Raw genomic sequence first — 24,455 nt, 5'->3', positions numbered from 1 at the left:
CGGACACGCCCTAGCATCGGCACCCGTGCGGCCCTTCCTGCTGCTGGCCTCGCGTCCCGAGGACGAGGCCGCGGACGACGAGTACGCCGCCTTCCTCCGCGCCACCGGCCTCGACGAGGGCCGGCTGCGGCGCATCCGGCTGGAGGCGGGGCCGCTGCCGCCGCTGGACCTCGACGACTACGCCGGGGTCTTCCTCGGCGGCGGGCCGTTCAACTCCAGCGACCCGGCCGACGGGAAGTCCGCCGTCCAGCGCCGGGTCGAGGCCGAGGTGTCGGCCCTGCTCGACGAGGTCGTCGCCCGCGACCTGCCCTTCCTCGGCGCCTGCTACGGCATCGGCACCCTCGGCGTGCACCAGGGCGGGGTGGTCGACCGCACCCACGGCGAGCCGGTCTCCTGCGTGCCGGTGACGCTGACCGACGCCGGCCGGGCCGACCCGCTGCTCGCCGGCATGCCCGACGTGTTCGACGCGCTGGTCGGGCACAAGGAGGCCTGCCGCGTGCTGCCGCCGTCGGCGGTGCTGCTGGCGACCTCGCCCGGCTGTCCGGTGCAGATGTTCCGGATCGGCCGCCACGTCTACGCCACCCAGTTCCACCCCGAGCTCGACATCGCCGGTCTGGTCACCCGCGTGCGGGTGTACCAGCACGCCGGCTACTTCCCGCCCGCGGAGATGGACGACCTCATCGCCCGGGTGAGCCAGGCCGTGGTCACCGAGCCCAGCCGGCTGCTGGCCACCTTCGTCGCCCGGTACGGCTGAGCCGTGACCCGGGGACCGGTGCTGCCGGACGGCGGCCTGCGGATGGGCACGCCGCAGGGCCGGTGGGTGCTGCTGGCGACCGTGCTGGGCTCCAGCCTGGCGCTGCTGGACGCCACCGTGGTGAACGTGGCGCTGGAGCGGATCGGCACCGAGCTCGACGCCGGCTTCACCGGCCTGCAGTGGACGGTCAACGCCTACACGCTCACCCTCGCCTCGCTGATCCTCATGGGCGGCTCGCTGGGCGACCGGCTCGGCCGGCGGCGCGTCTTCCTGGTCGGCACCGTGTGGTTCGCCGCGGCGTCCCTGCTGTGCGGCCTGGCGCCCGATGTCAGCACGCTCGTCGCCGCCCGGGCGCTGCAGGGCGTCGGGGGCGCGCTGCTCACCCCGGGCAGCCTGGCGCTCATCTCGGCGTCCTTCTCCGGGCCCGACCGGGCCGCGGCCGTCGGCGCCTGGTCGGGGCTGGGCGGGGTCGCCGGCGCGGTGGGGCCGTTCGTCGGCGGCTGGCTGGTGGGCATCGACTGGCGGCTGGTCTTCCTGCTCAACCTGCCGCTGGCCGCCGTCATCGTGGCCGTCACGGTCCGGCACGTGCCCGAGTCCCGGGACCCGGAGGCGGCGCAGCACCTGGACTGGCCGGGGACGGCGCTGGTCGTCGCGGGCCTCGGTGCCCTGACGTACGGGCTCACCGCCGCGGGCGAGCCCGGCTCCGGCCCCGGCGTGTGGGCGTGGGTCGCCGCCGGGCTGGTCGCGCTCGGCGCCTTCGCCGTCGTCCAGCGCCGCTCCCCGGCCCCGCTGGTGCCCCCGACGCTGTTCGCCTCCCGGCAGTTCACCGCCGCCAACGCCGTCACCCTGCTGGTCTACGCCGCCCTCGGCGTGGTCTTCGTGGTGCTCGTCCTGCACCTGCAGGTCGTCGCCGGGTTCGACCCGCTGCCGGCCGGCACCGCCCTGCTGCCGCTGACCGCGCTGATGCTGGTGTTCTCCGCGCGCGTCGGCGCGCTGGCCCAGCGCATCGGCCCGCGGCCGCTGCTGGTCGCCGGCCCGCTGGTGGCCGCGGTCGGCGCCCTGCTCATGGTGCGGATCGGCCCGGACGCCTCCTACGTCATGGACGTGCTGCCCGCGACGATGCTGTTCGGCGCCGGGCTCACGCTGCTCGTCGCGCCGCTGACCGCGACGGTGCTGGACTCCGCGCCCGACCGGCTGGCCGGCGTCGCCTCCGGGGTGAACAACGCCGTGGCCCGCGCCGCCGGTCTCCTGGCCGTCGCGGTCGTGCCGGCCGTGGCCGGGCTCGGCGGCACGGGGGTCGGCGACCCGGCCGCGTTCGGCGCCGGCTTCCGCACGGCCGTGCTGGTGTGCGCCGGCCTGCTGGCCGGCGGGGCGGTCGTCGCCGCGGTGCTGGTCCGCCGGCCCCTGGCGACGGCGGAGCCCGGGCCGCGGCAGCGGCTGCCCATCGAGGAGTGCGCGCACTGCGGCGTCACCGGGCCGCAGGTGCACCCGGCCGTGACCGGAGAGGGGATGCGGTGAGCACCAGCGTCAGCCAGCAGTCCACGCCCGGCGGGTGGGGGCTGCTCGCGCGGGTCGCGCCGCTGCGGCAGCGGCTGCGCACCGAGGCCGGGGGTGCCGGGCTGCTGCTCGCGGCCACCGTCGCGGCGCTGCTGTGGGCCAACTCGCCCTGGGGTGACAGCTACGACGCCTTCTGGCACACCGAGTTCGCCGTCCGCTTCGCCTCCGCCGAGCTCTCCCTGGACCTGCAGCACTGGGTGAACGACGGCCTGATGGTGTTCTTCTTCTTCGTCGTCGGGCTGGAGATCAAGCGCGAGCTGGTGATGGGCGAGCTCACCGACCGGCGGCGGGCCGCGGTGCCCGCCCTGGCCGCGGTCACCGGCCTGGCGGTGCCGGCGCTGGTCTACGTCGCGTTCACCCTCGGCGACGAGGCCGCCGCGGCGTGGGGCGTGGTGATCTCCACCGACACCGCGTTCCTGCTCGGCGTGCTGGCGCTCGTCGGGCCCGCGTGCCCGGCGCAGCTGCGGCTGTTCCTGCTCACCCTGGCCATCGCCGACGACGTCGGGGCGCTGACGGTGATCGCGCTGTTCTACACCGAGGACCTCGCCCCGGGGCCACTGGCCGTGGCCGTGGCCGGGTTGGCGCTCATGATCGGGCTGCGCTACCTCAGGGTCTGGCGGGGGCCGGCCTACCTGGTGCTGGGCCTCGCCGTCTGGGTGGCGATGTACCTGTCCGGCGTCCACCCCACCCTCGCCGGGGTGGTGATGGCCCTGTTCACCCCCGCCTACCCGGCCCGGCGGGAGGAGGTGGAGGACGCCGCCCGGCGGGCGCGGGCCTACCAGCAGTCGCCCAACCCGGAGTTCGCCCGCGCCGCGCGGCTGTCGATCGACCGGTCGGTGTCGGCCAGCGAGCGGCTGCAGCAGCTGTGGCAGCCGTGGACCAGCTTCGTGATCGTCCCGGTGTTCGCCCTCGCCAACGCCGGGGTCCCGCTCACCGGCGAGACGCTGCGCACCGCGGCCGGCTCGCCGGTCACCCTCGGCGTCGTCGCGGGGCTGGTGCTCGGCAAGCTCGCCGGCATCCTGGTGGGCACCGGCCTCGCGGTCCGGTTGCGCCTGGGCGAGCTGGCCCCCGGGCTGACCTGGCTGCAGCTGGCCGGCGGGGCGGCGCTGTCGGGGATCGGCTTCACCATCTCGCTGTTCATCGTCGACCTGGCCTTCGACGACGAGGCGCGGGCCGACCAGGCGCGGGTCGGCGTCCTGGTCGCCTCGGTGCTGGCGGCGCTGCTGGGCTGGGCGCTGTTCCGGCTGGCCGACCGCCGCCGTCCCCCCGGCGCCGGAGCGCGGCCGGTGCGGCTCGACCCGCCGGTCGACGTCGACCGCGACCACGTCCGCGGCCCGGTCGACGCGCCGCTCACCCTGGTCGAGTACGGCGACTTCGAGTGCCCGTTCTGCGGCCGCGCCACCGGGACGGTCGAGGAGCTCCGCGCGCGCTTCGGCGACCGGCTGCGCTACGTCTTCCGGCACGTCCCGCTGGTCGACGTCCACCCGCACGCGCGGCTGGCCGCGGAGGCGGCCGAGGCCGCGGGCGCCCAGGGCCGGTTCTGGGAGATGCACGACCGGCTGTTCGCCGGTCAGGACCGGCTGCTGCCGACCGACCTGCTGGAGCACGCCGCGGCCGCGGGGCTGGACGTGCCGCGTTTCGCCCGCGACCTGGGGGCCGGCCGGTTCGCCCGCCGGGTCGAGGAGGACGTCGAGTCGGCCGAGGCCAGCGGCGTGACCGGCACCCCGACCTTCTTCGTCAACGGGCGCCGGCACACCGGGCCGTTCGACACCGACAGCCTCGCCGCCGCGCTGGCCGCCGAGGGCGGCGACGGCCCGGCCGACCCCGTGCGGGACAGCGCCCGCAGCCCGGCGCTGCCGGTGCTCGGCCCCCGGCGGAGCGGGGAGCGCCGTGCCCCGCTCGAGGACGTGCCGCCCCTGCCCCCCGACCTGCCGGAGACCCCGGACCGGGACGGCGCCTTCCCGCAGCTGACCGACGCCCAGGTGGCCCTGGTCGAGCGCTTCGGGACGCGCCGGCGGGTCGTCCCCGGCGACACCCTGTTCCGGGAGGGCGACCCGGGCTACGACTTCCACGTCGTGCTGTCCGGCCGGGTCGCCGTCGTGGAGGACCTCGGCCGGGCCGACCAGCGGGTCATCTCGGTGCACGGCGAGCGCCGCTTCCTCGGCGAGCTGGACCTGTTCAGCACCGACCCGGTCTCGCTCACCGCCGTGGTGATCCGCGGCGGTGAGGTGGTCGGCGTGCCCGACGACCGGATGCGCGAGGTCTTCTCCGCCGACGCCGGGCTCAAGGAGCTGGTGCTGCGGGCCTTCCTGCTGCGCCGCTCGATGCTGCTCGAGCTCGCCGCGGACCTGCGCATCGTGGGCCGGCCCTGCTCCCCGGACAGCCGGCGGCTGCAGGACTTCGCCGCCAGCCGCCGGCTCGACGCGGTCTTCGTCGACCTCGACAGCACCGGGGACGGCGCCGCGCTGCTCGCCGAGCTCGGGGTGTCCGAGGACGACCTGCCGGTGGTGGTCTGGCGGCGCGGGCAGGTGCTGCGCAACCCGACCGACGACGAGGTGCTGGCAGCCGTCGAGGCCCAGGGGTGACCGGGCGGCCCTCCCGAGGCCTTCACGGGTGGGTCACCGACACGGCAGGTGGGCGTCGTCCGCCGGTCGTGGCGGACGGCGAGCGTCCGGGCCATGCGCGTCATCGGCCATCGCGGCACGCCCACCGGCCCCCGGCTCACCGAGAACACGCTGCCGGCGGTGGCCGCCGCCCTGGAGGCCGGCGCCGACGGGGTGGAGGTCGACGTGCGGGCCACGGCCGACGGGGTCCTCGTCCTCGCCCACGACCCCGACCTCGGCCGGGTGCTGGGCACCGGCGCCGGCACCGGCCCGGTCGTCGCGGACACCCGCTGCGCCGAGCTGCGCGGCCTCCGGTTGCCCGGCGGCTCGCACGTACCGAGCCTCGACGAGGTCCTCGACCTCGCCGCGGCGGCACGCGCGCTCGTCGTCGCCGAGGTCAAGGCGGGTCTCGGCAGCCGGCGCGCCCGGACCGCCGTGCTGCTGGCGGAGCACCTCGACCGGCGGCGGAGGCGGCGACCGGGGGCCGACCGGGTCGTCACGTCGTCCTTCGACGCGCTGAGCGCGCGGACCCTCGCCGGGCGGGGCACCGTCGGTGGGGCGGTGATCCTCGAACCGTGGCAGGACCCCCGCCGGACGGCCGGCTGGGCGCGGCGCTGGGGGCTCACCGAGCTGCACCTGTCGGTCGAGCACGTCCGCCGCGACCCGGCCGTGGTGGCCGGGCTGCACGCGAGGGGGCTGGCGGTCGCCGCGGGCATCGTGGACGACCCGGGGGAGGCCGCCGGGCTGGCCCGGCTGGGCGTCGACCTGTTGTGCACCGACGCGGTGACCCGGGTCGGTCGCGGCGCTCTGCCGCAGCCGGTCGGGTACGGCGGCTGACGTCAGTCGGTGGCCGGCGGCAGCAGCCGCGGCATGAACACCTCGTCGATGGGGCGCGGGCCCACGTACTGCCGGCAGGTGCACGGCACCCACTGGTGCCCGGACCAGCGGCCCCGCTTGTCGTAGGTGTCCCGCCGCAGCTCGGCGTAGCAGGTGTTGGTCTCGGTGTCGTGCTGGCTGAGGGTGTGGCCGCAGCCGCACAGCGGCGCGGGCGGCGCCGGTGGGGGAGTGGGCTTGCGCCGGCTGAGCCGGCCGCCGAGGAACCCGGCCGCGAGCAGCGCCGCACCGACCAGCAGGCTGACAGGTTCCACCGGCGTGCTCCTCTGCGATCGCGACCCCTCCGACGGTATCGCGGGCGGAGCGGCCGGTGGGCTCAGCCCTCGTGCTTGCCGCGGCCGCTGACGGCGTCCCGGAGGTGGTCGATCAGGCTGGCGACCGGCCCGGCCACGGTGCGGACCACGCCCTCGTTGGGCGTCATCGGGTGCGGCCGGGTGGGCGCCATCGCCTTGACCCGCTCGACGTCCCGGGCCATCTCCACCAGCTGCTCGCGGGTGAAGCTCGCCCGGAGCTCGGTGAACATCCGGCTCTCCTCGTGCTCGACGTGGTGCCGGATCTCCCGGATGAGCGTGGCCACCTCGGTGTCGAACTGCGGGTCGTCGGGGTCCATCCGCTCGAGCCGCTTCATGGTCTCCTCGGCCTCGGCGTGCTCGTGCTTGGAGTGCTCGGCCTCCTCGCGGTCCACCTGCTCCTCGACGCGCGGGTACACGCGGGTCTCCTCGGCCACGGAGTGCTTGACGAGGCCGATCGTCACCTCGTCGACCAGCTCTCGCTTGCGCCGCAGGACGTCGGGGCCGGTCCGCCCGACCAGGCCCTCGAGCTCGGTGAAGATCCGGTCGAACTCGCGGTGGTCGGCGCTGAGCAGGTCCACCACGTCGCGCTGGCTCTCGGTCTGGGTCACGGCTGCTCCTCGGTGTGCGGGATCCCTGCTGTGTTCCCCGCGGGAACGGGGGACACACCCGCCGGCGACGTCCGGCGTGACGGGATCGTGTCGTTTTGCCGGTGTGAGGCAGGGCACAACCTGGTCGTGGAGTCCTACGCCGTGGGGTTCGCCCGCCCCGATCGATGGTCCCCGGGCAGACCGACCGAGCACGCCACACCCTGGCACGCCGTCGAGGCCCACCGGCCGCCGAGCGAGCTGGACGGTGAGGTGGAGCTCGCCGTCTGCGGGGCGATCGTGCAGGTGTGGGGATCGCAGGAGTGGCAGCGGGTCGGTGTCGGCCGCACCGCGTGCCCGGAGTGCCGGGAGCTGACGTCGGTGACCCGGCCGCTCAGCCGGGCGGGCTGAGCGGCCGGGCTGCTCCCTCGGCTCAGCGGCGCTCGGGCCGCCGTCCGCTGATGGCCGACAGGCCGGTGATCTCCCGGCCCACGATGAGCGCCTGCACCGAGTCGGTGCCCTCGAACGTGAAGACGGCCTCCATGTCGGCGTGGTGGCGGGCCACGTGGTGGTCGATGAGGATGCCGTCGCCACCGAGGATGTCGCGGGCGTCGGCGACGATGGCCCGGGCCTTGGCGGCGTGGTTCATCTTCGCCAGGGAGGCCATCGCGGCGGTCATCCGGCCGGCGTCGGCCAGCTTCGACAACCGCCAGCACATCAGCTGCATCGCGGTGATCTCGGCGAGCATCCGGGCGAGCTTGTCCTGCACCAGCTGGTAGCCGGCGATCGGTAAGCCGAACTGCTCGCGGCGCAGCGCGTGCGCCAGGGCCAGCTCGTAGGAGGCGGTGGCCAGCCCCAGCGCCCGCCAGGCGACGGTGTAGCGGGTGCGGTCCAGCACCGTCGAGACGTCCCGGAAGGAACGGCAGTGGGCCAGCCGGTTCTCCGCGGGCACCCGGACGTCGGTCAGCGTGATCTCCGCCTGCCACACCGCGCGCAGCGCCGTCTTCCCGGTCATCACGCGGGCCTCGTAGCCGGGCGTCCCCTTGTCGACGACGTAGCCGCCGACCGCGCCGTCCTCGCCGCGGGCCCAGATGATCACGTGGTCGGCGATGGTGCCGTTGCCGATCCACTTCTTCGCACCCGCGAGCACGAAGGAGTCGCCGTCCCGGCGGGCGGAGGTCTCCAGGCCGACGGCGTCCGAGCCGTGTGCGGGCTCGGTGAGGCCGAAGGCGCCGATGCGCTCCATCCGGGCCATCGCGGGCAGCCAGCGCTCGCGCTGCTCCTCGTCGCCGAGCATCGCGATCGACTGCATCGCCAGGAAGCTGTGGACGCCGTTGAAGGTGCCGATGCTGCCGTCGGCGCGGGCGAACTCCGCGGCCACCAGGCCGGCGGCGACGTTGCTCATCCCCGGGCAGCCGTAGCCCTCGATGGTGCCGCCGGCGATGCCGAGCCCGGCGAGCTTGGGCACCAGCTCGAAGGGGAACTCGGCGCGCTCCCAGTAGTCGTTGATGCGCGGGGTGACCTCCCGCTCGCAGAACGCGCGCACCCGGTCGCGGATCTCGATCTCCTCCGGCTCGAGGAGTTCCTCCAGGTCGTAGAAGTCGGGGCTCGGCTCGCTCATGGCCCGGACGCTACGTCCGGGGCGGCCCACCCGCCCGGCCGTCGGCGTCCGGTCCCGCCCCATACGGGGGACGACCGGCGTGCGGGGGCCGCCGCCGGGTGATCACGTCGGTTAGGTTGCCCCGGTCGTCGTCGGGAGGTCCGCGGGTGCCGTTCCTCATCGCGCGTCTGGCGCGCATGCTGCGCCTGCGGCTGCCCGGGTGGCGGCTGCCGCTGGCGGTCGCGGTCGTCGTCTTCCTGACCAGCTGGGCGGCCATGGCGCTGGTCGAGCCGGCCGGGACCGGGATCGCCTCGCCGGGCACCTACTGGTGGTACTTCGTCGTCACCTCGGCGACCGTCGGCTACGGCGACGTCTACCCGGCCTCGACCGGCGGTCGCGTCGTCGGCGCCTACGTCATCGTCGGCGGCATCGTCACGCTCACCCTGCTGTTCACGCAGCTGTCCGCGGCGCTGCAGACGGGGCGCGGCAAGAGACTGAGGGGGCTGGTCGACCTGGACCTCACCGATCACGTCGTCCTGCTCGGCTACACGCCGGGGCGGACGGCGCGCATCGTCGCCGAGCTGACCGCCGAGGACCGCGCGCACGTGGTCCTGTGCACCTGGGACGACGTCCCCGAGGACCCGCTGCCCGAGCGGGTGGACGTGGACTTCGTCCGCGGTGACCTGACCTCCGCCCCCGTGATGGCCCGCGCCTGCGTCGCCCGCGCCCGCACCGCGGTCGTCGACGTCCGCGACGACAACGAGGCCATCGCCGTCGCGCTCGCCGTCACCCACGCCAACCCGGGCATCCACCTGGTCGTCGCGCTGCGCGACCTCGGCCGGCTGGACACGCTGCGCTACGTGCACCCCGACGTCCAGGCGGTGCAGTGGCACATGCCGTTCCTGCTGACCGAGGAGGCCAACGACCCCGGCATCGCGCAGGTCTACAGCGACCTCATGACCAGCGGCGGGCACGGCAACACGTACTCCGCCCGCCTCCCCGCCGGCTTCCCGCACCGCACGTTCGGCGACTGCCAGACCTGGTTCGGGCGGACCTTCGGAGCCACGGTGCTGGCGCTGCGCACCGACGGCGGGCCGCTGGTGGTCAGCCCCGCCTGGCACACCGCGGTGCCCGAGGGGGCCACGCTGTACTACGTCGCCGAGCGCCGGATCGAGCCCGCCCGGCTGGTCGAGGCTCAGCCGCGGAGCAGGCCGCGCACGTAGGCCGCCTGGCCCAGGTGCTGGAAGCCGTCGGAGAGCACGCTGACCAGCCGGACGCCGAGGGTGACCGGCGGGTCCCAGTTCGTGTCCACGACCCGGTCGAGCTCGTGGTCGGACAGGCCGCGCAGGAACTCCGCCGTCCGGGCGTGCACGGCCCGGGAGTAACCCAGCAGCAGGTCGGCCGAGGGCACCCGGACGGCGTCGACCTCCTCGTCGCTCATCCCGTAGCCGGTGGCCGCGTCGTCGACCGGCAGGCCGAAGCGGCCGGCCCAACCCTCGGCGGTCCACACCTGCTCGGTGCCGGCGACGTCGGCGACGTGGTCGTCCTGGATGCGCAGCAGGTGCCAGGCCAGCCAGCCGATCGGGTTGGCGCCGGGCTGCACGCGGCGGGCGAGGTCGTCGGGCTCCAGCCCCTCGACGGTGCCCTCCAGGGTCTCGGCGACCTGCGAGTAGGCGTAGGTCAGGACGTCGCGGCTGCGCACGTGCTCACTCCTCGTCCGGGGCGTCCGCCGGATCGCTCTGCGCCTCCAGGTCGGCGGCCTGCTCGGGCGTCGCCATCTCCAGGGCGATGTCGCGGGGCTGCGGCGGGTCGGCGGGTGGTGTCGTCATGGACCGAGCCTGCCGCAGGTCGCGACGGTCCGCGTCACCAGCCGAGCAGGTAGCCGGCGAGCACCACCAGGCCGGCCGCCACGGCGAGCAGCGCGACCACCACCACGAGCACCGGGACGACGACCCAGCGACGGCGGAACCGGCGCCGCCGCGGCCGGGTGTCGGCGCGCTGCGCCGGCCGCCGTCCCGTACGGGCCGGCGCCGGCTGGGGGGCCGGGGCCTCCGGTGCGCGCTGCCGCTCCTGCGACCGCTTCTCCCGGCGGCGCTCGGCCAGGTGCCGGGCCTGGTCCCGGGCGTCCCGCGCCACCGCTCCGATCACCGTCGCCGATGCGGCCGCCAGTGCCTTGAGGTCCGCGGCGTCGATCCGCTCGACCCGGTCGACCTCCGGCACCGGGTCCGGCGGCCGTGGGGACGGCGGTGGCGACCAGGTCGGGCCGTGCTGTGCTCCGTCCAGCGCCGCCTGCAGCCCCTGGCGTGCCTGCTCGGCGGTCATCCGCTGCGCCGGGTCCTTGGTGAGCAGGCCGCGCAGCACCGGCTCGATCGGGCCGGCGTTGACCGGCGGTGGCGGCTCCTCGGTCACGACCGCCATGAGGGTGGCCATCGGCTCGCCGCGGGCGAACGCCTGACGGCCCTCGACGGCGGTGTAGAGCGTCGCGCCGAGCGACCACAGGTCCACCGCCGGGCCGGGCGGCTCGCCGTTGGCCCGCTCGGGCGCCATGTAGGACGGCGAGCCGATGATGGCGCCGGTCGTCGTGATCGCCGGGTCGCCGGTGGCGGTCGCGATGCCGAAGTCGGTGAGGCAGGCCCGCCCGTCAGGGGCGACCAGCACGTTGGCCGGCTTCACGTCGCGGTGCACGATCCCGGCCTGGTGCGCCGCGGTCAGCCCGGCCAGCACGTCCAGCCCGATGCGGGCCACCGCCGGCCACGGCAGCGGGCCCTGCCCGTCGATGACCTGCTGCAGGCTGCAGGACTCGACGAGCTCCATGACGAGCCAGGGGCGGCCGTCCTCCTCGACCACGTCGTAGACCGAGGTGACCGACGGGTGGTCCAGCCGGGCGGCGGTGCGGGCCTCGCGCATGGTGCGCTCGCGCAGCATCTCTCGCTCGTGGTCGGACAGGTGCAGCGCGAAGGTGACCTCCTTGACCGCCACCGGCCGCTCCAGCCGCTGGTCGGTGGCCAGCCAGACGACGCCCATGCCGCCGCGGCCGAGGACCTCCCGCAGCGCGTAGCGGCCGGCCAGCAGGCGTTCGGCGGACGCCGGATCGGCGGTCATGCGCGGACGGTACGCCGGAGTCCGCGGCGCTGCGCCCCCCGAGCGCATCGCCGGCCTCCTCGGGCAGGGGCGGGTCGGCGTGTCCGGCCGCACCGGAGGTCCTTGTCCCCGGGCGGCGGAACGGACCACGATCAGGTCGCCCGTGGTGGCACCCGGCCCCACGGCGGGCGGTGCTGAGGAGGCCGTCATGACCGAGCAGGCCGAACGGGCCGAGGGGCCCCAGGCGCGCGGACCCCGCGTGGTGGTGGGGGTGGACGGCTCGGCGGGCGCGAGGGCCGCGGTGCGGTTCGCCGTCGAGGACGCCGTCCGCCGGGGAGTGCCGGTCGAGGCGGTCATCGCCCACCGTCCGCCGGAGGCGTGGATGGACTTCGACGCGATCGGCGACTTCGAGTACGACAGGGCCGAGGCGGAGGCGGTGCAGCGGGCCGAGGGGTTCATCGCCGAGGTGCTCCGCGAGGTCCCGGAGCCGCACCCGGAGATCCACGTGACGGCCGTCCTCGGCTCGGCGGCGGACGCGCTCATCCGGGAGTCGGCCGGCGCGGACCTGCTCGTGGTCGGCAGCCGGGGTCACGGCGGGTTCTCCAGCATGCTGCTCGGCTCGACGAGCATGCAGTGCGCCCTGCACGCGGCGTGCCCGGTCACCGTCGTGCACTCGCCGCAGGCGCACCACGAGCGGCTGCACCTGCGGCGCCGCCACGACGGGGAGCAGGTGCGGGCGCGGCGACGCCGCTTCCGGGGGGCCACGGCCGACTTCAGCGGCCCCTGACGGGGACGCTGGGCCGCTCCGAGCTCTGACGGCCCCCGTGCAGGGTCCCGCCGCGAGCCTGCGAGTGGCGGGGGTAAGGGAGTCCTCTCTCAGTCCGGCGTCCCCAGCCAGCGGCGCAGCACGTCGTCCTCGCGGCGGAGCACGACCATCGCGAGCTCCCGGACCGCGCCCTCGGCCTGCCGCCCGACGAGGGGCGCGTCGACCTCCGCCTCCCCGGTGACCGTCGAGCGCGTGCCCCCGGCCGTCGGGCGCAGCCGGCGCTCGCCGCGCACCGCCGCCGTCCGGCCGAGGATGCGGGACTCCACCTGCAGGACGGCGCGGTGGCCGCCGTCGCCGTCGGCCGCCCAGTCGCGCCGGTCGGCGACGGCGACCTCGCGGCCGACGAAGCGGGTGAAGACGCCCGGGATCCCCAGCGTGGGGACGACGAGCCGCAGCGCGGTGCGCGGGCTGCCGTCGCCCGGGACGACCTCCACCGACTCGAGCCGCGCGCCGAGCGCCTGCGCGTAGTCGCGGAGGAACGCCTCGTCGGTGAGGACGGCGAGGACGTCGTCCGGGGCGGCCGGGAACGTGGCGGTGTGGTCGATGGGCACGCGCCATCCTGCGACGCGCGGCGCGGCCGCGCCCGTCGAGGCGCGGTCAGCCGGGGGAACCGTCGGCGAAGCTGACGGCTCCGCGCATGAACCGGCCCCGGGTGATCGCCCGGTCGACCTCGTCGACGACCAGGTCGGCCAGCCGGCGCACCGGCCCGGTGCGCGCGAGGAGCTGCTCGCCGGCCCGCTCCCGCGGCGTGGCCAGGAGCCCGAGGGTGCTGCCGACGGCGGCGAGGGCCGCGTCGTCCGGGGTCCACGCCTCCCGCTGCCGCTCCTCGAGGGCCTGCTCGTCGGCGGTCGTGCGGCCGGCCCGGTGGTCGACGTAGCGGATGCCGAGGAGCCCGCGGCGCACCGTCCAGGACCCGCGCCGGAGGTGCTCGGCGGCGAGGTCCTCCTGGTCGACCGGTCCGTGGCGCAGCAGCTCGGTGAGCGACGCCGCCACCTGTGCCAGTAGGCGGTCGGCAGGGGCGAAGCCGCTGGGCCGGTCGTCGAACTCGACGGCGTCCTCGGTGTCCTGCACGCGGCCGCGCAGTCCGGGGTCGATCAGCAGGGTGCCGCGTACCGCCAGCGCCGTCACCGGGTCGTCGGTCAACCGGCCCCGGTCCAGGGCGAGGGCGGCCAGCCGCATCGAGACCGAGTCGTCCCAGTCGTCGTCCACGGCCGCATCCTGGCGCGGCCGGGGCGCCGAGTCGACGACCGCACCGGACGGGGTCGAGGCGGACCGGCGGTGGGCCACCGGCGCCGGGTGACCCCGTCAGGGGGTCGGGGTCGGCCGCTGCCGGTGGTGCGGGCTGTCCGGGTTGAGCAGCGAGTGCCGGCGACCGTAGGTGAAGTAGATGACGAAGCCGATGACCAGCCACACCCCGAAGCGCGCCCAGGTCTCCCAGGGCAGCTGCCAGATCAGGAACAGCGACGACAGGACGCCGAACGCGGGGACGAAGGGCATGAACGGCAACCGGAACGAGCGGGGCGCGTCGGGCCGGGTGTAGCGGAACAGGATGACCGCTGCGCACACGACGATGAACGCCGACAGGATGCCGATGTTCGTCAGGTCCGCGACGGCGCGGATCGGGAAGACACCGGCCAGCAGGGCCGAGCCGGTGCCGGCGATCCAGGTCACTCGCTGCGGGGTGCCGTGGCGGTCCACCCGGGCGAACCACGGCGGCAGCAGCCCGTCGCGGCTCATCGAGAACCAGACGCGGGTGACGCCCAGCAGGAAGGTCAGCATCACGGTCAGGATCGACAGCACGGCGAAGACGGAGATGATGCTCGCGACGACCGGCAGCCCGACGCTGCTGAAGGCCGAGGCGAAGCCGGCGGTCGGGTCGATCTCCCGGTAGTCCTGCATGCCGGTGAGCACCAGCGTGGCGGCCACGTAGAGCACCATCGCGATGACCAGCGACAGGATGATCGCCTTGGGCATGTGCTGCTTGCCGTCCTCGGCCTCCTCCGCGGCGGTGCTCATGGCGTCGTAGCCGAAGACGGCGAAGAAGACGGTGGCGGCGCCGGTGAGCACCGGGCCGAACCCGGCCGGCAGGAACGGGTCGTAGTTGCCGGCGTCGACGTAGAACACGCCCAGCCCGATGATGAACAGGATCAGCAGGATCTTGATGGCCACCGCGACGAGTTCGAAGCGGCCGAACGTCCTGGTCCCGCGGCTGAGGATGAAGGTCACCAGCAGGCAGATTAGGACGGCCGGGATGTTGACGACCCCGCCTTCCTCGGCCGAGGCGGTGAGCGAGACCGGCAGGGCGACCCCGAAGCCGTCGAGGAAGGCCTCCAGGTAGCCGGAGATGCCGATCGCCACGACCGCGACGATGGCGATGTACTCCAGGAGCAGGTCCCACCCGATGAACCACCCGATGACCTCGCCGAGGGCCACGTAGCCGTAGGTGTAGGCCGAGCCGGCGCGCGGGATCATGCCGGCGAACTCGGCGTAGGACAGCGCCGCGGCAGCGGAGGCCAGCCCGGCGACGAGGAAGGCGATCAGCACGGCCGGCCCGACGCCGGGGTTGTCCGCGTCGCCGTGGGCGACCAGCCCGGCGAGGGAGAAGATCCCGACGCCGATGATGCCGCCGACCCCGATCGCGGTCAGCTGCCAGAGCCCGAGGCTCTTGGTCAGCGCGCCGGCTCCGCTGTCCTGCTCGATCTCGTCCATCCGGTCGATCGGCATGCGCCGCCAGATCGACCGCCCCTCCGGAGTGGCCACGGGTCTCCCTCCCGGTCGGGTCCGGGGACCGTGCCGGACGCCGCGGTCCGTGTCCGGTCCCGAGGACGCGGTGACCGGGGGAGCCTGCTGACCCCGGTCCCCGTCGTCAACGGGCGGCGGGGACCGGCCGGCAGCGACCCGGCCGCCCGTGACGGAGCCCACCGGCTGCGCCACGGAGGGTCCGGGTCGGACTGCGTCGGGTCAGGTCCCCCGCAGCTCCCGGCGGAGGATCTTGCCGGTGACGGTCTTGGGTAGCTCGTCGACGATCTCGACGCTGCGCGGGTACTTGTAGGCCGCCATGCGCTCCTTGCAGTGCGCGATGAGCTCCTCGGGTGTGGCGCTCGCGCCGGCCACCAGGCTGACGAAGGCCTTCACCGTCTCCCCGCGCTTCTCGTCGGGGACGCCCACGACCGCCGACTCGCGGACCGCCGCGTGCTCGGCGAGGACGTCCTCCACCTCCCGCGGCCACACCTTGTAGCCCGACGCGTTGATCATGTCCTTCTTGCGGTCGACGATGAACACCCAGCCCGCGGGGTCCATGAAGCCGACGTCGCCGCTCTTCAGCGCCCCGCCGGGCAGGTTGGCGGCGGTCTCCTCCGGCTTGCCCCAGTAGCCGGCGACGACCTGCGGCCCGTCGGCGACGATCTCGCCGACCTCGCCCATGGGGAGGTCCTTCCCGTCGTCGTCCTGGATGCGCACGATCGTGTTCGGCGCCGGTACGCCGACCGACAGCGCTCCCGAGGTGGGGTCGACCGGGGACGGCGAGCCGAACGGCGTGACCGTCATGGGCGAGGTCGTCTCGGTCAGGCCGTAGGCGTTGTGCACCTGCTTGCGGGTGGCCTCGAGGAACCGCCGCTCCGCCGCCGGGGAGATCGCCGCGCCGCCGGAGTAGATCGAGGTGAACGACGCGAAGTGGTCCCGGGTCATCCCCGGGGCGTTCAGCAGGGCGCTGAACGCGGTGATCGCGCCGATGGTGAAGGCCGGCCGGTGCTCGAGGAAGGCGTCCAGGACGACCTGCGGGTCGAACCGGTAGGCCAGCACCAGCGGCGCCGGGACCAGCAGGCTGACCGCGATGTGCCCGATCAGCCCGGTGATGTGGAACAGCGGGGCGATGCCGAAGATCGCGCCGTCCCGCCCGGCGTGCGTCCAGTCGCGGTACACCTGCGCGGTGAAGACGACGTTGCGGTGGGTGTTCATGGCGCCCTTGGGCACCCCCGTCGTCCCCGAGGTGTAGGTCAGGAACGCGACGTCGTCCGGGCCGAGGTGCACCGGCGGCGGCGTCTGCCCGCGGTGCTCGGCCAGGAACGCGCCGAGGTCCGTCGTCCCCTCGTGGCGCTGCCGGCTCACCCCGGCGAACAGCCGCTCGTCGTGACGGGTCTGGAACTCCAGCTCGCTGGTCGTCAGCACCAGCCGGACGTCGGTGTCCGGCACGACGTCCCGGGCGACCTGGTCGTACAGCGACTCCAGCGACAGCAGCACCGTGGCCCCGGAGTCCTCGAGCAGGTAGGACAGCTCGCGGGTCCGGCTCATCGGGTTGATCGACACCATGACGCCGCCGGCCTTCCAGGTGGCGACCATCGCGATGACGAACTGCGGCACGTTCTGCAGGTAGACCGCCAGCCGGTCGCCGGCGGCGAACCCGTTGGCGAGCAGGCCCGCGGCCAGGGCGTCGCTGAGCTCGTCGAGCTCCCGCCGGCGGAGGGCGCCGTCGAAGTACCGCAGGGCGTCGCCCGACGGGTCCCGTGCCAGCCCGGCGCGGAACACGCTCAGCGCGTCGTCGAACTCGGGCTCGTAGTCGGCCGGCTCGACGCCGTAGAGGGCCAGCCAGGGCCGTTCGTCGTAGTCGCTCACGGTGGCCTACTTGACGACGACGGGGTTGACCGGGGAGCCGCTGCCCTTGGCCACCTTGAGCGGGGCCGCGACGTAGAGGAAGGCGTACTGCCCGTCCTCGGCGCAGTCGGCGGCGAGCTGCTCCAGGTCGGCGATCTCGGTGAGGGTGACCCCGAGGTTGCGCATGAGCGCGTTGTGCAGGACCAGGGCGACGCCGTGGTTCGGGTCGACCGTGACCTCGTTGGCGATGGTGTCGGTGACCAGGTTGGGGATCTCCATGTCCTGGAACCACTGCACCAGCTCGGGGCTGTACACCAGGCCCGGCTCGTTGAAGCCCTCGTAGAAGGCCTCGCCCTGCTCGAAGAACAGCTGCAGGAAGTTGGTCCGGATGAGCAGGATGTCCCGCTTCTGGATCTCCACGCCCTGGGACGTGGCGCACTCGAGCAGGTCCTCGTGGCTGAAGGTCTCGCCCTTGTCCAGGGTGTCCTTGCCGCGGAAGCGCGCCATGTCGAGCAGGACCGCCCGGCCGACGACGCCGCGCTGGGCGATCGGCTCGACGCTGGCCTTGTCCAGACCGCCGATGGTGGTGCGGGCGTCGTAGCCGTTCCAGAGCTTCCCGCCGTACCAGACGTGGCCCAGCCCGTCGTACTGCGTCGAGCCCTGGAGGAAGGCCTTGATCCTGTCGTCAGCGCAGTGCGCGCCGCCGGGGAACTGCGGCGCGTCGGCGGAGTCCCAGGTCGACTCGTCGAGGAGCTGGGTCCGCTGGGCGGGTCTCCGGCCGGGCCACACCGGGTCGCCCTTCGGGTCGCCGATGAGCCGCTGCAGGGTGAAGACCTTGCCCGAGCTGACCAGCCGGACGGCGGCCAGCACCTGCTCCGGGCCCAGGTAGTTCAGGGCGCCGACCTCGTCGTCCGGCCCCCACTTGCCCCAGTTCGTCGGCGAGTCGGCGAGCAGGTCGTCGAGGGCGGGCGCGGTGGGGGGCGCGTCGGTCAGGGGGGCCTCCTGGACTGCGAGCGGGTGCCCTCGTGCGGACGGGCGGGGCGGTGCGGTGGATGATCCGCCGCTGTGGTGGCCGCCACAACCGGCGTGCAACAGTCGGTGCAACCGACCGCGTCCGACCCGCCGTCCGACCCGCAGAGAGGGACGTCATGACCACCGTCTCGCCCGCCCACCCCGAGTCCGTCTTCACCTACGGGTCGCCGCAGCTGAAGTTCGGGAGCGGGGCCTCCGACGAGATCGGCTACGACCTGAGCCGGTACGGCGTCCGCCGCGTGCTGGTGGTCACCGACGCGGGCCTGGCAGCCACCGGCATCCCGCAGCGGGTGTCCGACCAGATGGCGCGGTTCGGCATCGAGGCCCGGGTGTACGACGGCGTGCACGTCGAGCCGACCGACGTCAGCCTGGTCGCCGCGATCGAGGAGGCCCGTTCGTCGGGGCCGTGGGACGCGTTCGTCGCCGTCGGCGGCGGGTCGGCCATCGACACCGCCAAGGCGATCAACCTGCTGACCACGAACCCCGGCGAGCTCATGGACTACGTCAACGTGCCCGTCGGCAAGGGGCAGGCGCCGTCGCAGCCGCTCAAGCCCCTGGTCGCGGTGCCGACGACGACGGGCACCGGCTCGGAGAGCACGACGGTCTGCATCATGGACGTCATCGCCGCGCGGGTGAAGACCGGGATCAGCCACGCCATGCTGCGCCCGACGCTGGCGGTCATCGACCCCGACCTGACCCTCACCCAGCCGCCAGGGGTGACCGCGGCCGCGGGCATGGACATCCTCTGCCATGCGCTGGAGAGCTACACCGCGCGCTGGTACACGACCTACGAGCACAAGACGCCCGAGCAGCGGGTGCCCTACTGCGGCTCCAACCCGATCTCGGACATGTGGTGCGAGAAGGCGCTCACCCTGCTGGCCGGTTCCTTCCGGCGGGCGGTCCGGCACGGGGACGACGTCCAGGCCCGGACGGACATGGCCATGGCCGCGACCTTCGCCGGCATGGGCTTCGGCAACGCCGGCGTGCACATCCCGCACGCCAACGGCTACCCGATCGCCGGGCAGGTGAAGGACTTCCACCCCAAGGACTACCCGGCCGACGAGCCGATGGTCCCGCACGGGATGTCGGTCGCGCTGACCGCGCCGGAGGCCTTCCGCTTCACCTTCGAGGCCTCCCCGGAGCGGCACGTGCGGGCGGCCCAGCTGCTGGCGCCCAATGCGGGCATCCCGACCGAGCCGGTGGACTTCCTGCCCCTGGTCCTGACCGACCTGATGCGCGACATCGACATCCCCAACGGCGTGGGGGCGGTCGGCTTCGGCGAGGGTGACATCCCGGACCTGGTCGAGGGCACGATGAAGCAGCAGCGGCTGCTGGCGACCTGTCCGCGCGAGGTCACCGAGGACGACATCGCCGGCATCTTCCGCCGGTCGCTGTCGCTCTGGTGATCAGCCAAGCCGGACGACGCTCTTGGTGACCTGGGCGGCGGCGACGAGCTCGCCGTCGACCGTCGCCTCGGCGCGCATGAAGGCCACTGCGCGGCCGCGGCGGAGCACCGTCGCGGTGATGTCCACCCGCCGGTCGGCGGCCACCGACCGGAGCAGCGACACCGTGAGGTCGTGGGTCACCGCGTGCTCGGCGTCGGACAGCGACGGGAGCAGCGCGAGGTAGCTCGCGGTGTCGAGCAGCGTGGTGACGACGCCGCCGTGCAGCACCGCGGCCTGGTTCTGCGCGGAGGGGCCCACCGGGAACCAGACGCCGGCCGACGGGTCCGCCGGGTCCCGCAGCCGCATGCCCAGGAACCGGTTCAGCGGGATGTCGAGCACGGCCTGCACCCGGGCGGCGAGCACGTGGTCTGACGGCACGAGGACCAACCTCTCGTCGGGGGCTGCATCGAACCTCGCACGCGGGAGCCGTCAGCCGATCGGGCCGACCGTGGTGTCCTCCGCATGAGGACCACGGTCTCGACCGGGTGGCCGACGTCGTGGACGACCAGCGCCACCGCCGTCACCACGGTCATCGCCGACCGCGGTCTTCGTCGACCTGGATGCAGCACCGGCCATGACGTACGGCTCCGCCGGAGCAGCCATGACTCGACGTCCGTGACGAAGCCGAGTTCCCCGCCGCTGCACGTCGTGGGGCACGACCTGCGGCCGGCCGGTCACCCCGCGTCGCGCTGCCTCGTCATCCGCGGCCGCTGCCGCGCCCCGGCTGTCCGAGCGCGGCCGGCGGCGCGTTGCCCGCGGTCGCGCCTTTCGCGTACTGCGGCGTCGTCAGGTAGACGAACTCGTAGACACCGTCCGCCGCGAGCTCGTCGGTGATGATGCCCTCACCGATCCGGATGCCGTGCTTGACGAGCAGTTCCTGGTGCACGGGGAACACGGCCTGCACCACCGGGTTGCCCAGCACCTCGAGCGCCCAGGAGTCCGAGCCGATGATGGCGGGGCGTCGGTCGGCCAGGAAACGCGCCTCGGCCAGGTAGATGCCCGGCTCCTGGGCCAGATAGCGCTCCGGCTCGCTCCGGGCGATCTTGTTCCAGCCGGTCCGCAGCAGCACGACGTCGCCGGGGTGGATGCCTCGGATGCCGCCGCGGGCCGCCGCGGCGGTCAGGTCCGAGATCGTTATCCGGTAGTTGTCGCGCAGCACCGGGTCGCCGTCCTTGCTGCGCGACAGCGCGTCGCTCGCTCCCTCGTCGAGCTTGAGGCCCAGCACGTCGAGCAGGATGCCGCGGGTGACGATCGGCCCCATGTGTTCGTTCCCGAGCCTCGTCGTCCCGGTGGACGTCGCGATGTCCGGGCCCTGGAAGCCGTTGTAGAAGGTCGGCCCGACGCCGATGTGGTTCAGCCCATCGAGCTGCGTGACGATCTGGTACGTGTACTCCTCGGGGAAGCGCTCCTCGTGCACGCTGACCCGGTTGGGACCCAGCGGTTCGGTGCCCTGCAGGATCCCGCCGCCCTCGGTGAAACCAGCGGGCGGCTGGTACCCGAGGACGGTGAGCCGCTGCTGGTACACCCGCGGCGGCGTGGTCTGGTAAGCCGGGAACCCGTTAGTCATCAGCTCACCGAGGTTGTAGGTCTTCACCGGATGGCTGTCGGCCAGGAGCCCCAGGGCGGCGGCGGTCTTGGCGGCGGTGACCTCGTTGAACGTGCCGCGCTGGTCGGTCGGGCCGTAGCGGGACGGCGCCCAGCCACCGCCCTCGGCGACAGCCACGTCGAACATCACGTCGTCGTAGCCCGCGCCGTCCATCCCTGCGCTGGATTCGTGTGCAGCGGCCGGCAACGCGCCGGCCAGACCAGCGACACCGAGAGCGGCCACGCCGGCGAGCCCCAGGGCGGAGCGGCGGGACAAGGCGGTGTGAGCCACGAACAGGTCGGGACGCATCGTGCTCCTCAGGACGCAGGGGGTCCGACCGTACGGGCGCCGGTGTGACGCGGGCAACACGGCCTCCGGACCACCCCGTCGCGTGCAACCGACCGACGAGCCCCTGGCCTGCTGGACGCCCACCGAGCGGGGCGCGCGGAGATCCCGCTGCCCCAGCCGGTCAAGCGGTCGCCGTCCTACGGACATCTCCCCGTTCCCCTCCTTGACGTTCGCGCCGCTGGCCACCAGCAGGCTCGGCGGCGATGACCCTCGACGTCTGCCCCGGGCTCTTCGAGACGACCTCGGCGCGCCCTCGGAACGCATGGACGCCGCACTCGAGGTGTCCGTTACAAATCGTGACGGTGCGTAGTGTGGGCTCGGGGCCCTGCCGTCCAGATCGGCGATCAGATGCCGGGTCTTGACCTGCACATATACCGGTGGGGCGGGTGGTGTCCTGGCTCAACACGTGATGTCGCAGGACATCGGCATAGCCCGGACCCACGATTCGTGGGTCCGGCCTACTGCTTTTCCGGGATGGGTCCGGGTGGCTTGCCGGTGGGCCGGTAGTCGCGGGTGGGGTCGATGGTGAGCTCGCGGAGGAGTTCGCCGGTGGCGGTGTCGACGATGCGGACGTGCTGGTCCTGGACCACCAGCAGGACGTGGCTTCCGGCGTGGGTTCGGCCGATGCCGATGTGGTGCAGCCGGCCGGCCAGGCGCAGGGTGACGCATCCGGTCGATCGGTCTTGTCGGTGCGGACGCGGACGCGGTCGTGGGTGTCGCGGTCGCGGTCGGTGCCGGGCGTGGCTTTGGGGCGGGCGGCGTAGGCGGTCGCGGGGGTGGCCCGGTGGGGCAGCGATCGGTGCGGGCGCTGGTGGTTGTAGGCCGGGACGAAGACGTCGAGCAGCGCCTGCAGCTCGGCGAGCGTGGCCGGCTGGGCGGGCTGGGCGGCGAGCCACCTCTTCAGCGTCTGCTGGAAGCGCTCGACCTTGCCGCAGGTGGGGTGGTTGGGCCGGGAGTTCTTCTGCACGATGCCCAGCCGGCGCAGCTCGAGCTCGAGGTGGTTGCGGCCACCGCGGCCGCCGGCGAAGCGGGTGGGGTAGACCGTGCCGTTGTCGATCAACGCCTAGTAGATCGTGGTGGCCGCCGCGAACTCGGTCTTCGACATCGGCGGCCTTCAGTGCGTCGAGCACCTCGAGCAGGGCAGACTGGTCCAGGGCCATCGTGTGCTGTGTCCTTCCGCGAGAACCATTGCCGTGGTCTCGCTGACCATCACACGATGGCCCTCGCACCTGATCACCCACACGGTCGTGACCTGGACTTGCACCACCCGGCGGGACGTCACCCACGCGGAGGGACCATCGTGTGACGGTCAGCGGTACCACGCGGCCTGATCACTGTCGGTTCGGTGATGGATCAGTGACACCGACGAGCGAGACTCGAACGGCAGGCCGCTCCTGTCGCCGCCTGTTGATAGGTCGGCGACAGATCGCTCGGGTCGGGCGGATCCCGGTGCAGATGAGATGTGGGGCAGCCCGGTCCACGAGTGCTTTCTGTCAACGACACAGAAGAAGCCCGAAGCAGGGATCATGGACAGCAGCGCAGTTCCAGGCCAACAGCCCGCGCAGGAGGAGAATCGGGCAGCCACGGCACAGCCGACCGAAGAAGGCCGGTATCGGGCGTTCATCTCCTACAGCCACGCCGCCGACGGCAAGTTGGCCCCCGCGCTGCAGCGCGGTCTGCACCGGCTCGCCAAGCCCTGGTACCGGATGCCTGCCTTCCGGGTATTCCGCGACACCACCAGCTTGTCGGCCACGCCTGCGCTGTGGTCGTCCATCGAAGAGGCACTCGCCACCTCGGAGTTCTTCATCCTGCTGGCTTCCCCCGAAGCGGCAGCCTCTGAGTGGGTGAACCAGGAGGTGACCTGGTGGCTGGAGCACAAGCCCCGACAAAACCTGCTGATCGCCTTGACCGACGGCGACCTGACCTGGGATCACAGCACCGGAGACTTCGACCCGGTCGCATCGACTGCACTGCCACCCGCCCTGAGAGGGGCATTCCGCGAAGAACCCCTCTGGGTGGATGCGCGCTCGATACGGGATGACGAACACGTGTCGCTGCGCCACCCGGCGTTCCGCGAGGTGGTCGCAGACCTGGCCGCGCCACTGCACGGCGTTGGCAAGGAGGACCTGATCGGGGAGGACATTCGGCAGCAGCGACGCACCACCCGCTGGCGGAACTCAGCCATCGCCGCGCTCGTCGTCCTGTCCTTGGCCACGGGGTTGTCCTCGGTGCAGTTCCTGGCGCAGCGGAACGAGGCACGAGAACAGCGCGACCTCGCGATATCTCGACTCCTGGCGGCGCAGTCGGACAGGATCGTCGACACCCGACCGGAGGCTGCTGTCCTCGTGGGACTGCAGAGTCTGAGCGTGGGGAGGGGGCAGCAGCCGCAGCCGCCGGCCGGGCTCGTCACCGGGCTCGCCAATCTCCACCACGTATCCGAGCGCTACCGGACGCCCGGGAGTTTCTCCGTCTCGTTCAGCCCCCGAGCAGGGCTGCTCGCCATGGGCGACCAGGATGCCGCTGTCCGGTTGTGGGACGTCGGTTCCCGCCGGCCCTACCGAGAACCGTTGAGGGGGCACACCGCTCCCGTACAAGCCGTGGCGTTCAGCCCCGACGGTGAGCTGCTCGCCTCCACAGGTGACACCACCGTGCGCCTCTGGGACGTGGGGACCGCACGACCTCACGGAGAACCTCTGGTCGGCCCCACCGGCGGCGGCAACAGCGTGGCGTTCAGCCCTGATGGCACGTTGCTCGCCTGGGGCGGTGCTGAGGAGACGGTTCGTCTGTGGGACGTGGCCACCGGGCAGCCTCGCGGTGAGCCACTCATCGGTCACACCGATTCGGTGACTGCGGTGGCTTTCAGCCCTGACGGCAGGCTGCTCGCCTCGAGGAGTCCCGACATGACGGTTCGTCTGTGGGACGTGGCCACCGGGCAGCCTCGAGGCGAGCCACTCACCGGCCACACCGATGTCGTCAACGCGGTGGCCTTCAGTCCCGATGGTGAGCTGCTCGCCTCGGCGAGTGCTGACGGCACCCTGCGTCTGTGGGACGTGGCCACCGGGCAGCCTCAGGGTGAGCCATTCACCCACCCCGACGTCGTCAATGCTGTGGCCTTCAGCCCGGATGGCGAGGTGTTGGGACTGCCCCCGGTTCGGTTGACTCCTTGCCTGTGAGGCTGCGGCCTCGCTGGAAGGATCAGCATCGTGCCCAAGCCGTTCCCGGCGGAGTTCCGTCGTGACGTGATCGCCGTGGCCCGCAAGGGC

23 protein-coding genes are annotated in these 24,455 nt (G+C 73.5%); 9 read left to right on the top strand and 14 right to left on the bottom strand.

From position 1 onward, the window contains the following. Positions 1-25 precede the first annotated feature (25 nt). The 4 genes from ACI78Z_RS16715 (at position 26) to ACI78Z_RS16700 (ending at position 5,751) form a co-directional block, all read left to right on the top strand. Positions 26-754, top strand: a complete 729-nt coding sequence (locus ACI78Z_RS16715) for a glutamine amidotransferase (protein ID WP_457037665.1) — start codon at positions 26-28, stop codon at positions 752-754. A 3-nt stretch (positions 755-757) separates the two neighbouring features. Then, the gene (locus ACI78Z_RS16710; RefSeq protein WP_457037664.1) at positions 758-2,272 is read left to right on the top strand and encodes an MFS transporter; all 1,515 of its coding nucleotides are present in this window, start codon (positions 758-760) and stop codon (positions 2,270-2,272) included. Next, positions 2,269-4,896, top strand: coding sequence for a Na+/H+ antiporter NhaA (gene nhaA / locus ACI78Z_RS16705; protein WP_457037663.1), 2,628 nt, complete (start codon positions 2,269-2,271; stop codon positions 4,894-4,896). The genes ACI78Z_RS16710 and nhaA overlap by 4 nt, the downstream gene beginning before the upstream one ends. Positions 4,897-4,989: 93 nt before the next feature. Next, complete coding sequence (locus ACI78Z_RS16700) at positions 4,990-5,751, top strand: glycerophosphodiester phosphodiesterase (RefSeq protein ID WP_457037662.1); 762 nt, start codon at positions 4,990-4,992, stop codon at positions 5,749-5,751. Positions 5,752-5,753: 2 nt separating this feature from the next. Here the strand turns inward: ACI78Z_RS16700 and ACI78Z_RS16695 are convergent, their stop codons facing one another. Next, complete coding sequence (locus ACI78Z_RS16695; RefSeq protein WP_457037661.1) at positions 5,754-6,062, bottom strand: hypothetical protein; 309 nt, start codon at positions 6,060-6,062, stop codon at positions 5,754-5,756. Positions 6,063-6,124: 62 nt separating this feature from the next. Continuing rightward, positions 6,125-6,709 (bottom strand): hemerythrin domain-containing protein, encoded by a 585-nt coding sequence (locus ACI78Z_RS16690; RefSeq protein WP_457037660.1) that lies wholly within the window; start codon positions 6,707-6,709, stop codon positions 6,125-6,127. Between the two features lie 126 nt (positions 6,710-6,835). Here ACI78Z_RS16690 and ACI78Z_RS16685 point away from each other — a divergent pair, with 126 nt between their 5' ends. Next, positions 6,836-7,096 carry a hypothetical protein gene (locus tag ACI78Z_RS16685; protein ID WP_457037659.1) on the top strand — a complete coding sequence of 87 codons (261 nt, stop codon included), beginning with the start codon at positions 6,836-6,838 and terminating at the stop codon, positions 7,094-7,096. A 22-nt stretch (positions 7,097-7,118) separates the two neighbouring features. Here the strand turns inward: ACI78Z_RS16685 and ACI78Z_RS16680 are convergent, their stop codons facing one another. Beyond that, complete coding sequence (locus ACI78Z_RS16680; RefSeq protein WP_457037658.1) at positions 7,119-8,306, bottom strand: acyl-CoA dehydrogenase family protein; 1,188 nt, start codon at positions 8,304-8,306, stop codon at positions 7,119-7,121. 146 nt (positions 8,307-8,452) lie between these two features. Between ACI78Z_RS16680 and ACI78Z_RS16675 the strand changes: the two genes are divergently transcribed. Next, the gene (locus ACI78Z_RS16675) at positions 8,453-9,508 is read left to right on the top strand and encodes an ion channel (RefSeq protein ID WP_457037657.1); all 1,056 of its coding nucleotides are present in this window, start codon (positions 8,453-8,455) and stop codon (positions 9,506-9,508) included. Here the strand turns inward: ACI78Z_RS16675 and ACI78Z_RS16670 are convergent. Genes ACI78Z_RS16670 through ACI78Z_RS16660 form a run of 3 tightly spaced genes read right to left on the bottom strand, consistent with a single transcriptional unit; the run spans position 9,481 to position 11,387 of the window. Continuing rightward, on the bottom strand, positions 9,481-9,987 hold the full coding sequence (locus tag ACI78Z_RS16670; RefSeq protein ID WP_457037656.1) for a mycothiol transferase: 507 nt from the start codon (positions 9,985-9,987) through the stop codon (positions 9,481-9,483). The genes ACI78Z_RS16675 and ACI78Z_RS16670 overlap by 28 nt on opposite strands. Before the next feature lie 4 nt (positions 9,988-9,991). Beyond that, on the bottom strand, positions 9,992-10,114 hold the full coding sequence (locus ACI78Z_RS16665) for a hypothetical protein (RefSeq protein WP_457037655.1): 123 nt from the start codon (positions 10,112-10,114) through the stop codon (positions 9,992-9,994). Between the two features lie 34 nt (positions 10,115-10,148). Next, entirely contained in the window at positions 10,149-11,387 is a 1,239-nt protein-coding gene (locus ACI78Z_RS16660; protein ID WP_457037654.1) for a serine/threonine-protein kinase, read from the bottom strand. Positions 11,388-11,574: 187 nt separating this feature from the next. Here ACI78Z_RS16660 and ACI78Z_RS16655 point away from each other — a divergent pair, with 187 nt between their 5' ends. Continuing rightward, complete coding sequence (locus ACI78Z_RS16655) at positions 11,575-12,153, top strand: universal stress protein (RefSeq protein ID WP_457037653.1); 579 nt, start codon at positions 11,575-11,577, stop codon at positions 12,151-12,153. Between the two features lie 89 nt (positions 12,154-12,242). Here the strand turns inward: ACI78Z_RS16655 and ACI78Z_RS16650 are convergent, their stop codons facing one another. The 5 genes from ACI78Z_RS16650 to ACI78Z_RS16630 all read right to left on the bottom strand — a co-directional run bounded on the left by ACI78Z_RS16650 (position 12,243) and on the right by ACI78Z_RS16630 (position 17,886). After that, complete coding sequence (locus ACI78Z_RS16650) at positions 12,243-12,743, bottom strand: DUF2505 domain-containing protein (protein ID WP_457037652.1); 501 nt, start codon at positions 12,741-12,743, stop codon at positions 12,243-12,245. Positions 12,744-12,789: 46 nt separating this feature from the next. Continuing rightward, positions 12,790-13,401: a hypothetical protein gene (locus ACI78Z_RS16645; RefSeq protein ID WP_457037651.1), complete on the bottom strand. Its 612-nt coding sequence runs from the start codon at positions 13,399-13,401 to the stop codon at positions 12,790-12,792. 96 nt (positions 13,402-13,497) lie between these two features. Further along, on the bottom strand, positions 13,498-14,952 hold the full coding sequence (locus tag ACI78Z_RS16640) for an amino acid permease (RefSeq protein WP_457037650.1): 1,455 nt from the start codon (positions 14,950-14,952) through the stop codon (positions 13,498-13,500). A 201-nt stretch (positions 14,953-15,153) separates the two neighbouring features. Next, entirely contained in the window at positions 15,154-16,803 is a 1,650-nt protein-coding gene (locus ACI78Z_RS16635) for an AMP-binding protein (RefSeq protein ID WP_457037649.1), read from the bottom strand. Between the two features lie 6 nt (positions 16,804-16,809). Next, positions 16,810-17,886, bottom strand: coding sequence for a cyclase family protein (locus ACI78Z_RS16630; RefSeq protein WP_457037648.1), 1,077 nt, complete (start codon positions 17,884-17,886; stop codon positions 16,810-16,812). Between the two features lie 44 nt (positions 17,887-17,930). Here ACI78Z_RS16630 and ACI78Z_RS16625 point away from each other — a divergent pair, with 44 nt between their 5' ends. Beyond that, positions 17,931-19,220, top strand: a complete 1,290-nt coding sequence (locus ACI78Z_RS16625) for a hydroxyacid-oxoacid transhydrogenase (RefSeq protein ID WP_457037647.1) — start codon at positions 17,931-17,933, stop codon at positions 19,218-19,220. Here the strand turns inward: ACI78Z_RS16625 and ACI78Z_RS16620 are convergent, their stop codons facing one another. The 3 genes from ACI78Z_RS16620 to ACI78Z_RS16610 all read right to left on the bottom strand — a co-directional run bounded on the left by ACI78Z_RS16620 (position 19,221) and on the right by ACI78Z_RS16610 (position 22,252). Beyond that, positions 19,221-19,637 carry a PaaI family thioesterase gene (locus ACI78Z_RS16620; protein ID WP_457037646.1) on the bottom strand — a complete coding sequence of 139 codons (417 nt, stop codon included), beginning with the start codon at positions 19,635-19,637 and terminating at the stop codon, positions 19,221-19,223. It lies immediately after the preceding gene. 319 nt (positions 19,638-19,956) lie between these two features. Further along, positions 19,957-21,153 carry a cyclase family protein gene (locus ACI78Z_RS16615; protein WP_457037645.1) on the bottom strand — a complete coding sequence of 399 codons (1,197 nt, stop codon included), beginning with the start codon at positions 21,151-21,153 and terminating at the stop codon, positions 19,957-19,959. Positions 21,154-21,313: 160 nt separating this feature from the next. Further along, complete coding sequence (locus tag ACI78Z_RS16610) at positions 21,314-22,252, bottom strand: integrase core domain-containing protein (protein WP_457037644.1); 939 nt, start codon at positions 22,250-22,252, stop codon at positions 21,314-21,316. Between the two features lie 466 nt (positions 22,253-22,718). Here ACI78Z_RS16610 and ACI78Z_RS16605 point away from each other — a divergent pair, with 466 nt between their 5' ends. Further along, on the top strand, positions 22,719-24,365 hold the full coding sequence (locus ACI78Z_RS16605; RefSeq protein WP_457037643.1) for a toll/interleukin-1 receptor domain-containing protein: 1,647 nt from the start codon (positions 22,719-22,721) through the stop codon (positions 24,363-24,365). The last annotated feature ends 90 nt before the right edge of the window (positions 24,366-24,455 follow it).

The organism is Geodermatophilus sp. SYSU D01176, from assembly GCF_054050015.1.
The sequence above is the reverse complement of the archived record's forward strand: the minus strand, read 5'-3'. Positions and strand labels throughout refer to the sequence as shown.